At 72.9% G+C, this 14,417-nt stretch carries 14 protein-coding genes; 8 read left to right on the top strand and 6 right to left on the bottom strand.

The window, feature by feature from the left end:
- Window positions 1-70 precede the first annotated feature (70 nt).
- Window positions 71-412 carry a DUF5713 family protein gene (locus DFJ69_RS29175; protein ID WP_116025558.1) on the top strand — a complete coding sequence of 114 codons (342 nt, stop codon included), beginning with the start codon at window positions 71-73 and terminating at the stop codon, window positions 410-412.
- Window positions 413-526: 114 nt separating this feature from the next.
- Here DFJ69_RS29175 and DFJ69_RS29170 read toward each other — a convergent pair whose 3' ends face one another.
- The 3 genes from DFJ69_RS29170 to DFJ69_RS29160 form a co-directional block, all read right to left on the bottom strand.
- Window positions 527-1,198, bottom strand: coding sequence for an ATP-binding protein (locus tag DFJ69_RS29170; RefSeq protein ID WP_116025557.1), 672 nt, complete (start codon window positions 1,196-1,198; stop codon window positions 527-529).
- 572 nt (window positions 1,199-1,770) lie between these two features.
- Window positions 1,771-1,959, bottom strand: coding sequence for a DUF3040 domain-containing protein (locus tag DFJ69_RS29165; RefSeq protein ID WP_116025556.1), 189 nt, complete (start codon window positions 1,957-1,959; stop codon window positions 1,771-1,773).
- 55 nt (window positions 1,960-2,014) lie between these two features.
- Window positions 2,015-3,562 (bottom strand): glycoside hydrolase family 10-like protein, encoded by a 1,548-nt coding sequence (locus DFJ69_RS29160; protein WP_245974625.1) that lies wholly within the window; start codon window positions 3,560-3,562, stop codon window positions 2,015-2,017.
- Window positions 3,563-3,762: 200 nt separating this feature from the next.
- On the opposite strand from DFJ69_RS29160, the gene DFJ69_RS29155 reads away from it, so the two are divergent.
- From DFJ69_RS29155 to DFJ69_RS29125, 7 genes are all read left to right on the top strand, one after another.
- Window positions 3,763-4,800 (top strand): Rv2578c family radical SAM protein, encoded by a 1,038-nt coding sequence (locus tag DFJ69_RS29155; protein WP_116025554.1) that lies wholly within the window; start codon window positions 3,763-3,765, stop codon window positions 4,798-4,800.
- Window positions 4,801-4,876: 76 nt separating this feature from the next.
- The gene (locus DFJ69_RS29150) at window positions 4,877-5,569 is read left to right on the top strand and encodes a spermine/spermidine synthase domain-containing protein (protein ID WP_116025553.1); all 693 of its coding nucleotides are present in this window, start codon (window positions 4,877-4,879) and stop codon (window positions 5,567-5,569) included.
- Window positions 5,570-5,629: 60 nt separating this feature from the next.
- Window positions 5,630-6,883 carry an isochorismate synthase gene (locus DFJ69_RS29145; protein ID WP_116026996.1) on the top strand — a complete coding sequence of 418 codons (1,254 nt, stop codon included), beginning with the start codon at window positions 5,630-5,632 and terminating at the stop codon, window positions 6,881-6,883.
- Between the two features lie 54 nt (window positions 6,884-6,937).
- On the top strand, window positions 6,938-7,984 hold the full coding sequence (locus DFJ69_RS29140; RefSeq protein WP_116025552.1) for a Gfo/Idh/MocA family protein: 1,047 nt from the start codon (window positions 6,938-6,940) through the stop codon (window positions 7,982-7,984).
- 401 nt (window positions 7,985-8,385) lie between these two features.
- Window positions 8,386-8,730, top strand: a complete 345-nt coding sequence (locus DFJ69_RS29135; protein ID WP_116025551.1) for a VOC family protein — start codon at window positions 8,386-8,388, stop codon at window positions 8,728-8,730.
- A 138-nt stretch (window positions 8,731-8,868) separates the two neighbouring features.
- A complete protein-coding gene (locus tag DFJ69_RS29130) occupies window positions 8,869-9,777 on the top strand; it encodes an alpha/beta fold hydrolase (RefSeq protein ID WP_116025550.1) in 909 nt (302 codons plus the stop codon).
- Window positions 9,778-9,919: 142 nt separating this feature from the next.
- Window positions 9,920-10,741: a tyrosine-protein phosphatase gene (locus DFJ69_RS29125; protein WP_116025549.1), complete on the top strand. Its 822-nt coding sequence runs from the start codon at window positions 9,920-9,922 to the stop codon at window positions 10,739-10,741.
- Between the two features lie 43 nt (window positions 10,742-10,784).
- On the opposite strand, the gene menD is transcribed toward DFJ69_RS29125, so the two are convergent.
- Genes menD through DFJ69_RS29110 form a run of 3 tightly spaced genes read right to left on the bottom strand, consistent with a single transcriptional unit; the run spans window position 10,785 to window position 14,368 of the window.
- Window positions 10,785-12,470 carry a 2-succinyl-5-enolpyruvyl-6-hydroxy-3-cyclohexene-1-carboxylic-acid synthase gene (gene menD, locus DFJ69_RS29120; protein ID WP_116025548.1) on the bottom strand — a complete coding sequence of 562 codons (1,686 nt, stop codon included), beginning with the start codon at window positions 12,468-12,470 and terminating at the stop codon, window positions 10,785-10,787.
- Window positions 12,467-13,429, bottom strand: a complete 963-nt coding sequence (locus DFJ69_RS29115) for an o-succinylbenzoate synthase (RefSeq protein WP_116025547.1) — start codon at window positions 13,427-13,429, stop codon at window positions 12,467-12,469. The genes menD and DFJ69_RS29115 overlap by 4 nt, the downstream gene beginning before the upstream one ends.
- Window positions 13,430-13,468: 39 nt before the next feature.
- Entirely contained in the window at window positions 13,469-14,368 is a 900-nt protein-coding gene (locus DFJ69_RS29110) for a 1,4-dihydroxy-2-naphthoyl-CoA synthase (RefSeq protein WP_116025546.1), read from the bottom strand.
- Window positions 14,369-14,417: the final 49 nt, after the last annotated feature.

Here is a 14,417-nt window from a genome sequence, read left to right as displayed (position 1 = left end):
TCCGTCGGTCTCCGTCGGCGGGCCGGCGCGGCATGGGATCACCGATCGACGACGAGAACGGGAGACGACCATGGCGCCGACCGACGCGCGAGTGACCGACCACGCCTTCCTCAAGGCCCTGGACGGGGACGCCTACTACCCCGATCACCTCGTGGCCAAGGGAAAGGCGATCCTGCTGACCCTGTGCGAACGGATCGAGACCGAACGACCGCCGGACCTGGAGACGCTGTACGCGCTCACCCGCGTGGCGACGGAGGCGTTCAACGCCCTGGACGAGGAGCTGTGGGCCGCCGGCAGCGAGATCGAGACCTTCGCCCGCGAGGTGATCTCCGAGGACTTCTGGTTCGTGGCGTCGACCTACGGGTTCCCCGAGGCCGACCTGGAGGCACTCGTCGCCGCCCGCGACTGGTGACCCGCCCCGACCCGGGCGGCCGTGTCGGCGGGCCGTGGACCGGGTGCGGTGAGCGGGGCCGGGCCGCGTCGCCGACGCGGCGCGGTGCTCTCGACGGGCGGGGAGCGGTCGTTTTCAGCGGGCTGCGTGGGGCTCGCCGGTGCGTGGTGGGAGGGTGTCGGCGGTGGGGGGTGGGCCGGCGCGTGACAGCGGGCGGGTGAACCAGACCGCCTTGCCGCGGCCGTGGGGGCGGGTGCCGTGGTCGTCGGCGAGGGCGGCGACGAGCAGGAGCCCGCGGCCGGTCTCCGCCCAGTCGCCGGGCCCCGCGTCGCGCCGTGCCCGGCGGGGGATCAGGGGGCTGTCGTCGGCGACCTCGCAGGTCAACGCGGAGCCGTCGAGGCGCAGGCGCAGCAGGACGCGGCCGCCGCCGTGGATGATGGCGTTGGCGACCAGTTCGTCGACCATCAGGACGACGTCATCGACGTCGGCGGGGGCCTCGGCCCTCCACAGGAACAGCGCACGGCGGGTGAGGGCACGGGCGCGGGCGGCGGACCCGACCTCGCCGGGCAGCTCCCACGACACCTCGCGCACGCCCTCGGGCGCACCGACCGGGCCCCCGGGGCCGCCGACCGGTCCACCAGGCCCGGTGGGCCCGGTGGGAGGGGCGGCGCCGGGGCCCGCGGCGTGCCCGGTCCACTGTCCCGTGGGGTGCGTCGTGGGGTGTGTCGGGGTCTGCCCGGTGGCCGCCGCGCCGGCCCACGCGCCGTGCGGGGTCCGCCCGTCGGCCCCGAGCCGCTTGGTTCCCAATCCGCACTCCTCGTCTCGGCGGTCCCCCTCCGGGCTTGTTCCCGGTGGGGGCCGGGCGATGGGGGCCCCGGACCAGATGTGGCCGCGGGGGAAGATCGGCGTTCCGTCCCCGCGACGCCGGCCCGCCGTCCCCGTTCGGCCGCCGGGCCCGGTTTTCCCGTCGACAAAGGGGACGCTCCGCCGCCCGATCGGGTGCGCCGCCGTCGCCCGGCCGCACCCGCGCTCTACAACAGCGTCACCCGCCGGTCAGGTCCCGCCGCGGACCACCGGCCGCGTACCCCGGGACGGCCCGGCCGCGCTCCGGGTCGCGTCGGGCCGCGGGAATGGGCGCGGCGGGGATGCGGTTATGGTGGATGGTGCCGGTGTGGCATGTGTCCCCCGGGCCGCACCAGTCGCCTTCGCGGAATACCGCGGGCCCGCAAGGGCCCGGCCGGAGCCGCGTTGTGCCTTTCGCCGTGAGGCGACCATCACACCGGCCCCGACGTGCAGGGCCCCGGCGAGAGCGATCCCGCCGGGGCCCTCCGTCGTCCGGGCCCCCGCCGCCGGGGGCCCGCGGCGCGCCGCGTCACCGCCTACGTCACAGCCATGACGACCAGCACCAGGAGCACGACGGCCGCCACGGCGGTCGCGCCCCGCCGGACCCGGCGGCGGCGCCGCGCCCGGGTCATTCCGGACAGCCGCCCGGCCAGCCCGGGGTCGTCCTGTGCCAGGCGGGTCTCGATCTCGGCGAGAATCCGCTGCTCCTCCATCGACAGCGCCATGCGAACCTCCGGGGGTGGGGGCGGGTGACTTCTATCTCCCCCGGCTTCAAGATCATTAGCCGCGGGCTGCCGTCACCGTCGCGCCCCGCGCCGGGGCGCTCTCGTGATGCAGCCGGTCCAGGGCCGTGACGTAGTAGGTGTACGTTTTGCCGGCCGCGGCGGTCGGGTCCACGATCCCCGCGCCGCGCGTGGTCACCAACAGCCGATCGGTCGGGACCGGCGCGCACCGCTCGGCCTTGCCGTCGACCCGGTACACCGCGTACGAGGTGGCCCGCTCCGACGGGGACAGGTGCCAGCGGACCCGGACGCCCCCGGCGTCGGCGGACGCGGTGACCTTCCCGGCGGGGGCGGGTCGCCTGCCGCCGTCGACGGGCGGCGGGATCGCCGCCGTCGCGTAGTGGTCCCTGCGCAGCCGGGAGGTGGACCCGCCCCGGTCGCCGATCAGGTCCTTGGCGCTGAAGTACACGTCACCGCGGATCTCCGGGAACCGCTCGTTCAACGTCAGGTGCCGCGACAGCTCGGCGGGGTCGCGCCACGCGCCCGCCTCCCCCGCACGGTAGGACGCCTGCCCGATGGTCAACTCCACCCCGGTGCCCTTGACCAGCCGCGCCCACCACTCGACCAGCGGCCGGTAGTCGGCGGTACGGTGCCCGATCTCCCAGTACAACTGCGGGGTGACGTAGTCGACCCACCCCTCCTTGACCCACTTGCGGGTGTCGGCGTAGATGTCGTCGTAGCTCTGCAGCGCGGCCGTGGCCGACCCCGCCGGGTCCGTGCGCTTGTTGCGCCACACCCCGAACGGGCTGATCCCGAACCGCACCCACGGCTTGGCCCGATGGATCTGCTCCGACAGGCCCTTCACCAGGGTGTCGACGTTGCCGCGCCGCCAGTCGCCCTTGCTCTTGCCGCCGCCGTACCGCTTGTACGTGGCCCCGTCGGGGAAGTCCCCCGACTCCGGGTACGGGTAGAAGTAGTCGTCGAAGTGCACCGCGTCGATGTCGTACCGGCGCACGACGTCCATGACCACCTTGGTGGTCAGCTCGCGCACCTGCGGGATCCCCGGGTCGTACCACAGGCCGTCGCCGTAGGCCCGCACCCACGACGGGTTCCGGCGGGCCGGGTTGTCGGGGTGCAGTTGGGTGCGGTCGGTGCCGCGACCGACCCGGTAGGGGTTGAACCACGCGTGGAACTCCAGGTCCCGCGCGTGGGCCTCCTTGACGAAGAAGTCCAGCACGTCGAACCCCGGGTCCCGGCCCTGCCGGCCGGAGATCCACCGCGACCACGGCTCGTACGGGGACTTGTAGAACGCGTCCGCCGACGGACGGACCTGCACGAACACGGCGTTGACGCCGAGCGCCTTGGCCCGGTCGAGCATCTTGCGGTAGTCGGACTTCTTACGGGCGACGGAGTGGCCGGGATCCCCCGGCCAGTCGATGCCGGCGACGGTCGCGATCCACATCGCCCGCGTCTGCCGGTCCCGGGAGTCTCCGGGGGCCTCGGCCTTCGTGCACTCGGCGACGCCGCCCGCGACGGGAGCGTCGGCGCGACGGCCGTCCCCGCCGGCGGCGGAGGTGCATCCGGCGAGCAGACCCGACGCCACCACGGCCGATATGACCTTTGCGCGTCCTTTGTTCCCCGATAGCCATGCCATAGCCATCGATTGTTACTCAGACCCGCGCGTGCTACGGCCGGAACACGCCCACCGACCCTCCCCCACCCGCCCCCAGGAGGTCGACGGCCCCGAATTTTGCCAAACTCGAACGCGTGTTCTATCGTTCAGGCGTTCGAAAAGGGGGCTTTGACATGCGATGGGACCACCTCCGCCTCACCGGCGAACCCGACACCGCCACCGACACCACGCCCGGGCCCGTACCCCTCATCCAACGCGGCGCCGTCACCCGCACCTTCGACACCCCCGCCTTCGCCGGCATGACCTTCTACGAGATCCACGCCCGCACCCTCATCAACAAGGTCCCCGCCGCCTCCCGCGTCCCCTTCACCCGCACCATCAACCCCTACCGCGGCTGCTCCCACGCCTGCGTCTACTGCTTCGCCCGCAACACCCACACCTACCTCGACCTCGACGCCGGAGCCGACTTCGACAACCGCGTCATCGTCAAGGTCAACGCCCCCGAACTCGCCCACCGCGAACTCACCGCCCCCACCTGGCGCGGCGACCCCATCGCCCTGGGCACCAACGTCGACTGCTACCAACGCGCCGAAGGCCGCTACCGGCTCATGCCCGGCATCCTCCGCGCCCTCACCGACACCGCCAACCCCTTCTCCATCCTCACCAAGGGCTCCCTCATCCTCCGCGACCTCCCCCTCCTCCTCCAAGCCGCCGAACGCACCACCGTCACCACCGCCGTCTCCATCGGATCCACCGACCCCGACCTCTGGCGCCTCGCCGAACCCGGCACCCCCAGCCCCCGCACCCGCCTCCACGTCTGCGCCACCCTCAACGACGCCGGCATCCCCTGCGCCGTCCTCATGGGCCCCGTCCTCCCCTACCTCACCGACTCCCCCCGCCACCTCGCCGACACCGTCCGCCAAGCCGCCGACGCCGGCGCCACCTCCATCACCGCCATCGTCCTGCACCTGCGCCCCGGCGCCCGCGAGTGGTACCTCGCCTGGCTCCAACGCCACCACCCCGAACTCATCGCCCCCTACCAACGCCTGTACGCCCGCGGCGCCTACGCACCCAAGGCCTACCAAGAACGCATCACCCGCCAAGTCCGCGACCTGGCCCGCCGACACGGCATCGACCCCCACCCACGCCACCGAGGACCCACCCCCGCACCCCCACCACCCGGCCCACAACAACTCAGCCTCCTCGGCTGACCCCCACCCGTTCCAGCACCCGCGCGAACCCCCCGACACCCACGCAAGATCCGACCCCTCCGCTAGGCTGACCTCGATGAACGCCCACCACCCCTACGACCCCACCGCCTCCACCGACCAGACCCCGGTCACCCTGGAACGCGCCCCCGGCATCGCCGGCGAGATCGTCCTCCGCCGCAGCGGCCCCCACCACGAGATCATCAGCAACGGCGTCTTCCTCATGGACACCCGCGACGGCACCTCCGAACGCCTCCTCGTCACCGCCGCCCTCGACCGCCTCACCCCACCCGCCGACATCCTCATCGGCGGCCTCGGCGTCGGCTTCTCCCTCACCGCCGCCACCCACCACCCCCACACCGCCACCATCACCGTCATCGAACGCGAACCCGCCGTCATCGCCTGGCACACCACCCACCTGCGCCCCCACACCCACGGCGCCCTCGACGACCCCCGCGTCCACCTCGAGAACGCCGACCTCACCACCTGGCTCCGCACCACCACCCGCACCTTCGACGCCCTCTGCCTCGACATCGACAACGGCCCCGACTGGACCGTCACCGACGACAACGCCGACCTCTACGACACCGACGGCCTCGACCTCCTCGCCACCCGCCTCAACCCCCACGGCATCCTCGCCGTCTGGAGCGCCGCCGCCTCCCCCGCCTTCGAACGACGCCTCCGCAGCCGCTTCACCGACATCACCGCCCACCCCGTCCCCGCCGCCCACGGCGAACCCGACCTCGTCTACCTCGCCCGACGCACACCGTGACCCGCACCACCCACGCCCCCACCTTTTGAACGGGTTCAACTCTCCCGTAGAGTGGACCCCGTGAAGCTCGCGGCGCACACCCCGGACCCACTGACCGTCCGAACCGTCCCGGTCCCCGACCCCGGCGACCTGCCCGCACGCCTACCCCACCCCCAAGCCCTCGCCTGGATCCACCACGGCCAAGGCATCGTCGCCTGGGGCGAAGCCGCCCGCATCACCATCCCCGCAGGCCCCGACCGCTTCACCCGCGCCGACCACCACCTCCGCGAACTCTTCGCCGAAACCGACATCGACGACCCCCTCGCCCTCCCCGGCACCGGCCCCGTCGCCTTCGGCAGCTTCGCCTTCGACCCCGCCTCCGACGATTCCGTCCTCATCGTCCCCCGCCGCATCCTCGGCCGCCGCGACGGACAAGCCTGGCTCACCACCATCGGCCCCCGCCACCACACCGCCGACCCCCTCGCCCTCGCACACCCCCCCACACCCCCCACCCACCTCCAATGGAGCGACGGCACCCTCACCGCCCCCGCCTGGCAACAAGCCGTCGCCCACGCCGTCGAACGCATCCGCCACGGACGCCTCGGCAAAACCGTCCTCGCCCGCGACCTCAACGTCCAAGCCGCCGAACCCATCGACGCCCGAGTCCTCCTCGACCGCCTCGCCACCCGCTACCCCGGCTGCTTCACCTTCGCCGTCGACGGCCTCATCGGAGCCACCCCCGAACTCCTCATCCGCCGCACCGACGACCACATCGACTCCCTCGTCCTCGCCGGCACCACCCCCCGCGGCGCCACCCCCACCGACGACCACACCCGCGCCCAGCGCCTCTACCACTCCCCCAAGGACCGCGAAGAACACGCCTACGCCGCCGACATGGTCCGCGACGCCCTCACCCCCCTCTGCGCCGACCTCCGCATCCCCGACCACCCCGAGATCCTCACCCTCCCCAACGTCATCCACCTCGCCTCCCCCGTCCACGGCACCCTCGACCGGGAACGCTCCGTCCTCGACGTCCTCGCCGCCCTCCACCCCACCCCCGCCGTCTGCGGCACCCCCACCGGCCCCGCCCTCGACCTCATCCGCGAACTCGAGGCCATGGACCGCGGCCGCTACGCCGGCCCCGTCGGCTGGATCGACGCCCGCGGCGACGGCGAATGGGGCATCGCCCTCCGCTGCGCCGAACTCGACAAGGCCGACCCCACCCGCGCCCGCCTCTTCGCCGGCTGCGGCATCGTCGCCGACTCCGACCCCGCCGCCGAACTCGCCGAAGCCCAGGCCAAGTTCCGCGCCATGCAGGACGCGTTCCAAGGCTGACCACCGACCCGCTCCACCGGGCATCCCACGCCGCAGACCGGCAAGGAACAGCCCATGGCACTACGCGTCGCACTCATCGGCTACGGAACCGGAGGCGCGGTCTTCCACGCCCCGCTCATCGACTCCGTCCCCGACCTCACCCTGTCCGCCGTCGTCACCGGCAACCCGCAACGACGACAAGCCGTCCACGACCGCCACCCCGACACACGGATCCTCGACACCACCGCACGACTCTGGGACACCGCCGCCTCCTACGACCTCGTCGTCATCACCGCACCCAACCGACGACACGTCCCCCTCGCCCGGGAGGCCCTGCACGCCGGACTCCCCGTCGTCATCGACAAACCCGTCGCCGTCACCGCCGCCCAGGCCCACGACCTGGCCGCACTCGCCGACGCACGCGGACTCGCCGCCATCCCGTTCCACAACCGCCGCTGGGACGGCGACTTCCGCACCCTGCGACGGCTCGTCCACGACGGCGACCTCGGCGACGTCCAGCGCCTGGAATCCCGCTTCGAACGTTGGCGGCCCACGATCAAACCCGGCTGGAAGGAGAGCGCCGACCCCCGGGACGCCGGCAGCATCCTGTACGACCTCGGACCCCACCTCATCGACCAGGCCCTCGTCCTCTTCGGACGCCCCGACCGCGTCTACGCCGAACTCGACATCCGCCGCCCCGACGCCCAGACCCACGACGACGCCTTCGTCGCCCTCGAGCACGCCGGCGGCGTCCGCACCCACCTCTGGATGAGCGCCACCGCCGCCGACCTCGGCCCCCGCTTCCGCGCCCTCGGCAGCCGCGCCTCCTACGTGACGTACGGGCTGGACGGACAGGAGGACGCCCTGCGCGCCGGTCGCACACCGCTCGACGACGGGTGGGGACAGGCCCCGCCGGAGTCGTACGGTCGACTCGGCACACCGGGCGACACCCGTACGGTGCCCACGAGCCCCGGGGCCTACCAGGACTTCTACCTGGCGACCGCGCGGGCTCTGCGCGGTGAGGCTCCCCCGCCCGTGGACTTCATGGACGCCGTCCACGGCATCGAGATCATCGAGGCGGCTCTTCGCTCGGCTGAGGCTTGTTCGGTGGTTGATCTGTGAGGAGGGGGCCAACGCCGGCGGCCTTTACATTGTAGATCATTAAGGCGTCTCACTACCGGCGTCCCCTGAGCCAGGCGTCCATGGACGATCGGGCCCTCCTCCCCGGCCCGCCCCGGCCGTCGCGACGGCGCCTGTGGGCTCCCCTGCCCTATGCCAGGTCCGAAGGACTCACGCCCCTCCCCCGGCGGGCTCTGCACGAAGCGGCTCCCCCGCTCTCCCCTGGGCTCCGGCAGCGCTGGCGGAGAGTCCAACCGGCCTGACCCGCGGTGATGCCGTTCCCTGTGCTCGCGATCGGCCTCAGGGCGACCGGGTGTTTCGGGCCACACCCGTACCGGCCTCCTGCGATGAGATTCGGTCCCGAGAGCGGACCACCTTCCGAAACGACCGAGGGAGAGATCTGCATGGACCTGTACAGCGTGATGTCGGTGAGCGACCGGACCCAGGCGCTGAAGTGGTTCGCCGCGTTCTTCGGGCGTGCCGCGGACGAGGTCATCGGTGAAGAGCACCTGTGGCAGGTCGGCGAGAACGCATGGGTCGTCGTCGACGACAGCGAGGTACGGGCCGAGCGGGTGGGCATGGCCATGATCACGCTCGGTGTGAGCGACCTCGACGACATCCTGGCCCGCCTCGCCGCCCACGGCATCGACCATGGGCCGGTGGAGACCTATGACAACGGCGTCCGCCACGTCGAGGTGCTGGACCCGGACGGCAACGGTCTGTCGCTCGCCGAGCCGCCGGCTCAGTAGGCCCACCGCCCGACCCAGGGCGATCTGCGCGGCGCATGTGCGCGTTCTTGCGCCGAGACCGGGCACACGGCGTGGGTACGCGGCCGATCGTCGCCGCCGGGCGCGGCGCGACGCAGACCGACCGAGGAGACCGTACCGATGCAGGTGACCGACAAGCCACGCCACCGCACCCTCGACGTGGACGGAGTCGAGATCTTCTACCGGGAGGCGGGCATGGCGGACAGACCCTGCGTGCTGCTGCTGCACGGCTTCCCCAGCTCGTCACACACCTTCCGCAACGTGCTCTCGCCGCTGGCCGAGGTGAGCCGGGTCATCGCCCCCGACCTGCCCGGCTTCGGCTTCTCCTCCGCGCCGAGCGTCGAGGAGTACGAGTACACCTTCGCCGGCCTGGCCGACACCATCGAGGCGTTCCTCGAACGGATCGGCGTCGACGAGTGCTTCATCTACCTGCACGACTTCGGCGCACCGGTCGGCTACCACCTCGCCACCCGGCGTCCCGAGCGCGTCCTCGGGCTCATCGTGCAGAACGGCAACGCCCACGAGGACGGCCTGGGCGACCAGTGGGACGACGCACGGGCGTTCTGGGCCGATCCCTCGGAGGCCAACCGCGCGCGGCTGCCCGCATGGCTGAACTTCGAGGGAACGCGCTACCAATACCTGGGCGGGCTGCCGGAACGGGTGCGCGGCCTCCACCCGCCCGAGGCGTGGCACCTGGATTGGGAACGGATGTCACGGCCGGGCAACATCGAGGCCCAGTTCCGGTTGTTCCGCGACTACGCCGCCCACGTCGCACGCTTCGAAGAGCTGGCCGACTACCACCGAACGCACCAGCCCCCCGGCCTGCTGCTCTGGGGCCGCCACGATCCGTTCTTCGACCTGCACGAGATCATGGCCTACACACGAGCCCTCGACCGGCTGGAGATGCACATCTACGACGCCGGCCACCTCCTCCTGGAAACCCACGCACCCGAGTGCGCCGCGCTGATGGCGTCGTTCATCACCGATGTCACCGCCGAACGCACCGACACTCCCGGCCGTCGACGCTGACGCACGACCGCGACCACACCGGTCCGGCCGACCACGCGGGGCCCGAGACGGCACCGCCATACCCGCCGGCGACCAGCGGCGGCACCCGGCGTCCGACCCTGCACGAGGATCGGTACACATCCGGCATATAGGGTGTAGGGCGATGAGCGAGCAGACACGATGGGTGGAGCTGGACGGGGCGGTCAATGTTCGCGATCTCGGCGGGCTGGCCACGGTCGACGGGCGGACCACACGGTTCGGCAGAGTGTTGCGGTCCGACAACCTGCAGGCGCTGACCCACGCCGACCAGCGGATCCTGCTGGGTCAATTCCATGTCACCGACGTCATCGACCTGCGCAGCGCGGCCGAGGTGCGCCTGGAGGGCCCTGGGCCGCTGACCCGCGTGCTGGCGGTGACCCTGCACCACCTGTCCCTGTTCGCCGAGGGCGGCCTGCACACCGACGTCGCCGCCGACCTCCCCGACGAGGGCGACCGGGTCGACGTCGACAACGCGCTGCCCTGGACGTCCCGGGAGGACCACGGGCCCGAGCTCGACCGTTCCGTCGGCCACTACCTGGGCTACCTCGCCGACCGTCCCGACTCGATCGTCTCCGCGCTGCGCGTCATGGCCCGTACGGGCGGCGCCGCGCTGGTGCACTGCGCGGCGGGCAAGGACCGCACCGGCGTGGTGTGCGCGCTGGCGCTGGACGTCGTCGGGGTGCGCCGCGAGGAGATCGTCGCCGACTACGCCCAGACCGGCGAACGGCTGGAGGCCGTGCTCGCGCGGCTGCGGGCCAGTGAGACCTACGCCGCCGACCTGGACTCCCGGCCCGCCGACAGCCACCGCCCCGAGGCGTCGATCATGGAGAAGTTCCTGGCCGCGCTGGACGAGCGGTTCGACGGGTCGCTCGGCTGGCTGGGCGCCCACGGCTGGACCGACGCCGACACCGAGGCCCTGCGGACCAGACTGCTCGGCGCCGGCTGAGCGACGCGGATCCGCGCCCGGCGGGCGGCCTTTACGTTGTAGATCAGGTACGGCGGTCCTGCACGCCGAGGACCGCGCGGACCGCCTCTTGGGCGGCGCGGCGCATCCGGGCGTGCAGCGCGGCGTTGCCCTCCCGCTCGGTGCGCGCCTCCACGATCCGCAGCCCCTGCCCCGAGATGGCCTTCGGCAGGTCCGCCGCCGACTCCAGCAGCGTGTACGGCAGCCGGTGCGCCCCCGCCACATAGGCCAGGTCGACGTCGTGCGGGGTCCCGAAGACGCGCTCGAACGGATCCTCCAGCGCGGCCTGCGGCAGCAGCGAGAAGATCCCGCCGCCCCGGTTGTTGACCACCACGATCGCCAGGTCGGGCCGGGGCTCCTCCGGGCCCAGGATCAACCCGTTCTGATCGTGCAGGAACGACAGGTCGCCCAGCAGCGCGTACGACCGGCCGCTGTGCGCCAGCGCCGCGCCCATCGCGGTGGAGACCAGCCCGTCGATGCCGCTGGCCCCCCGGTTGGCCAGGATCCGGATGCCGCGCCGGGGCCGCATCGTCTGGTCCAGGTCCCGGATGGGCATGCTCGCGGCGCAGAACAGCAGCGACCCGCCCGGCATCGACGCGACCAGGTCGCGGGCCAGCCGGGGCTCGGTCACCTCGTCGTCGGCGTCCAGCACCGCGTCCACCGCCCGGGTGGCCGCCAGGTCCGCCGTCCGCCACGACCGCAGCCAGCCGTCGTCTCCGGACACCACCGGGATCTCCACGTCCTGCGCGACCTGGGTCGCCGAGCGGACCGGATCGGGCCAGCGCGTCAGGTCCGGGCCCACCACGATGTGCTCCTCGGCACGCCGCAGCAGCCCCATCAGCGGCCGTGACAGCCCCGGCTTGCCGAGCGTCACGACCACCTCGGGCCGGTGCCGTTCGACGAACTCCGGAGTGCCCAGCAGGAAGTGATGGGACGAGAGGGCGTGGTCGCCGTAGCGGGCGTTGCCGCTGGGCTCGGCGAGCACCGGCCAGCCCGCCATGGACGCCGCCGCCACGTACCGCTTCACGTTGGCCGCCCCGTCCCCCACGATCAGGACGCCGCGCCGCGTCGGCGGCACGTGCAGCACCGAGCCCGGGGTCGCCGCGCGCACGCGGGTCCACGCGCCGGTCGCGTCGCCGTCGAGCGGCTCGCACCACGACTCGTCGCCGTCGGGGATCAGCGGCTCCCGGAACGCCGCGTTGAGATGCACCGGACCCGGCGAGGGCGCCAGGGCCAGCCCCCACGCCCGGCTCACCAGCGACCGCCAGTAGGCCACCATGCCCGGCCGGTCCTCCGGCACCCCGATCTCGCAGCTCCAGCGGACCGCCGTGCCGTACAGCCGCATCTGGTCGATGGTCTGGTTGGCGCCCGTGTCGCGCAGCTCCGGCGGCCGGTCGGCGGTCAGCACCAGCAGCGGGACCCCGGACTGGTGGGCCTCGATCACCGCCGGATGGAAGTTGGCCGCCGCCGTCCCGGACGTGCAGACCAGCGCCACCGGCCGGCCCGACCGCTTGGCCAGCCCCAACGCCAGGAACGACGCGGACCGTTCGTCGACGCGGACGTGCAGCCGCAGCCGACCCACCTTCGCGACGGCGTGCAGGGCCAGCGCCAGCGGCGCCGAACGCGACCCGGGGGCCAGCACCACGTCGGTCATGCCGCAGCGGAGCAGCTCGTCGACCAGCACCGTGGCCAGCGCGGTCGCGGGGTTCATCGCACGTCTCCGATCACCTGCGGCGCGTCCATCAGGGCCCGGGCGTCGGCGACCCGGCGACGCCACCCCCGGTCGTCCACCGCGTAGGCGGCCATGAGACCGGGGTCGGGCTCGGGTCGCCGCACCGGGATCGCCCCGTCGATCGGCACCAGCGGATCGGCGGTGACGTCGCCCTCCAGCAGGGCCAGCGTGGCCAACCCGCACGCGTACGGCAGCTCCGGCAGCGCCGCCGCCAGCGCCAGGCCCGCCGCCAGGCCCACCGACGTCTCCACGGCGCTGGACACCACCACGGGCAACCCGGCCTGCTCGGCCACCCGCAGCGCCGCCCGGACCCCGCCGAGCGGCTGCACCTTCAGGACGGCGATGTCGGCGGCCTCGGCGGCCCGCACCTTCAGGGGGTCCTCGGCGCGGCGGATGGACTCGTCGGCCGCCACCGGCACGTCCACCCGTCGCCGGACCTGCGCCAACTCCTCCAGAGTGGCGCAGGGCTGCTCGACGTACTCCAGGTCGTACCGGTCCAGGCGCTTGATCATCCGGACGGCGCGGTCGACGTCCCAGGCGCCGTTGACGTCGACGCGGACGCGGCCGTCCGGGCCGATCGCCTCGCGCACCGCCTCGACCCGGGCCACGTCCTCGGTGTCGGACCGGTCGGGCTCGATGCCCCGTTCGGCGACCTTCACCTTCGCCGTGCGGCACCCGGACGCGCGCGTCATCTCGGCCGCGCGCTCCGGATCGACGGCGGGGATCGTCGCGTTCACCGGGATCGCGTCGCGCAGCGGCTCCGGCCATCCGTCGAACGCGGCCTCCCGCGCCGCCGCCAGCCACCGGGCGCACTCGCGGGGGCCGTACTCGGCGAACGGGGAGAACTCCCCCCACCCGGCGGGGCCGTGGATGAGCACGCCCTCCCGGCGCGTGATGCCGCGAAACCGCGTCCGCATCGGGATGGAGTAGACCCGCACCCGTTCGGCCCCTTCCGCCCGTTAACGACCCGTACCGACCTAGTAATACCAGGGGTAACGCGACCAGTCGGGGTCGCGCTTCTCCAGGAACGAGTCGCGGCCCTCGGCCGCCTCGTCGGTCATGTAGGCCAGCCGGGTGGCCTCACCGGCGAACACCTGCTGACCGACCAGCCCGTCGTCGATGAGGTTGAAGGAGAACTTCAGCATCCGCTGCGCCGTCGGGCTCTTGCCGTTGATCTTACGGGCCCACTCCAGTGCGGTGCGCTCCAGTTCCGCGTGCGGGACGACGGCGTTGACCATGCCCATCCGGTGGGCGGCCTCGGCGTCGTACTCGTCGCCGAGGAAGAAGATCTCCCGGGCGAACTTCTGGCCCACCTGGCGGGCCAGGTACGCCGACCCGAACCCGCCGTCGAAGCTGGCCACGTCGGCGTCGGTCTGCTTGAAGCGGGCGTGCTCGCGGCTCGCGAGGGTGAGATCGGCCACCACGTGCAGGCTGTGCCCGCCGCCCGCCGCCCAGCCGGGCACCACGCAGACGACGACCTTGGGCATGAAGCGGATGAGCCGCTGCACCTCCAGGATGTGCAGCCGCCCCGAGCGGGCCGGGTCGATGGACTCGCTCGTCTCGCCGTCGGCGTACCGGTAGCCGTCCCGGCCCCGGATCCGCTGGTCGCCGCCGGAGCAGAACGCCCAGCCGCCGTCCTTGGGCGAGGGTCCGTTCCCGGTCAGCAGCACGCATCCGACGTCGCTCGACATGCGGGCGTGGTCGAGGGCGCGGTAGAGCTCGTCGACGGTGTGGGGGCGGAACGCGTTGCGCACCTCGGGCCGGGAGAAGGCGATGCGGACGGTGCCCTGGTCGACCGCCCGGTGATAGGTGATGTCGGTGAAGTCGAAGCCCTCGACTTCCTTCCACGCGTCCGGGTCGAACAGCTCTGAGACCATGAATTCCCTCTCATCCCCCGGCACCGCGCGGGCCGGCCGCGTCCATTCA

This window comes from Thermomonospora umbrina, assembly GCF_003386555.1.
Classification (GTDB): domain Bacteria; phylum Actinomycetota; class Actinomycetes; order Streptosporangiales; family Streptosporangiaceae; genus Thermomonospora; species Thermomonospora umbrina.
The sequence above is the reverse complement of the archived record's forward strand: the minus strand, read 5'-3'. Positions and strand labels throughout refer to the sequence as shown.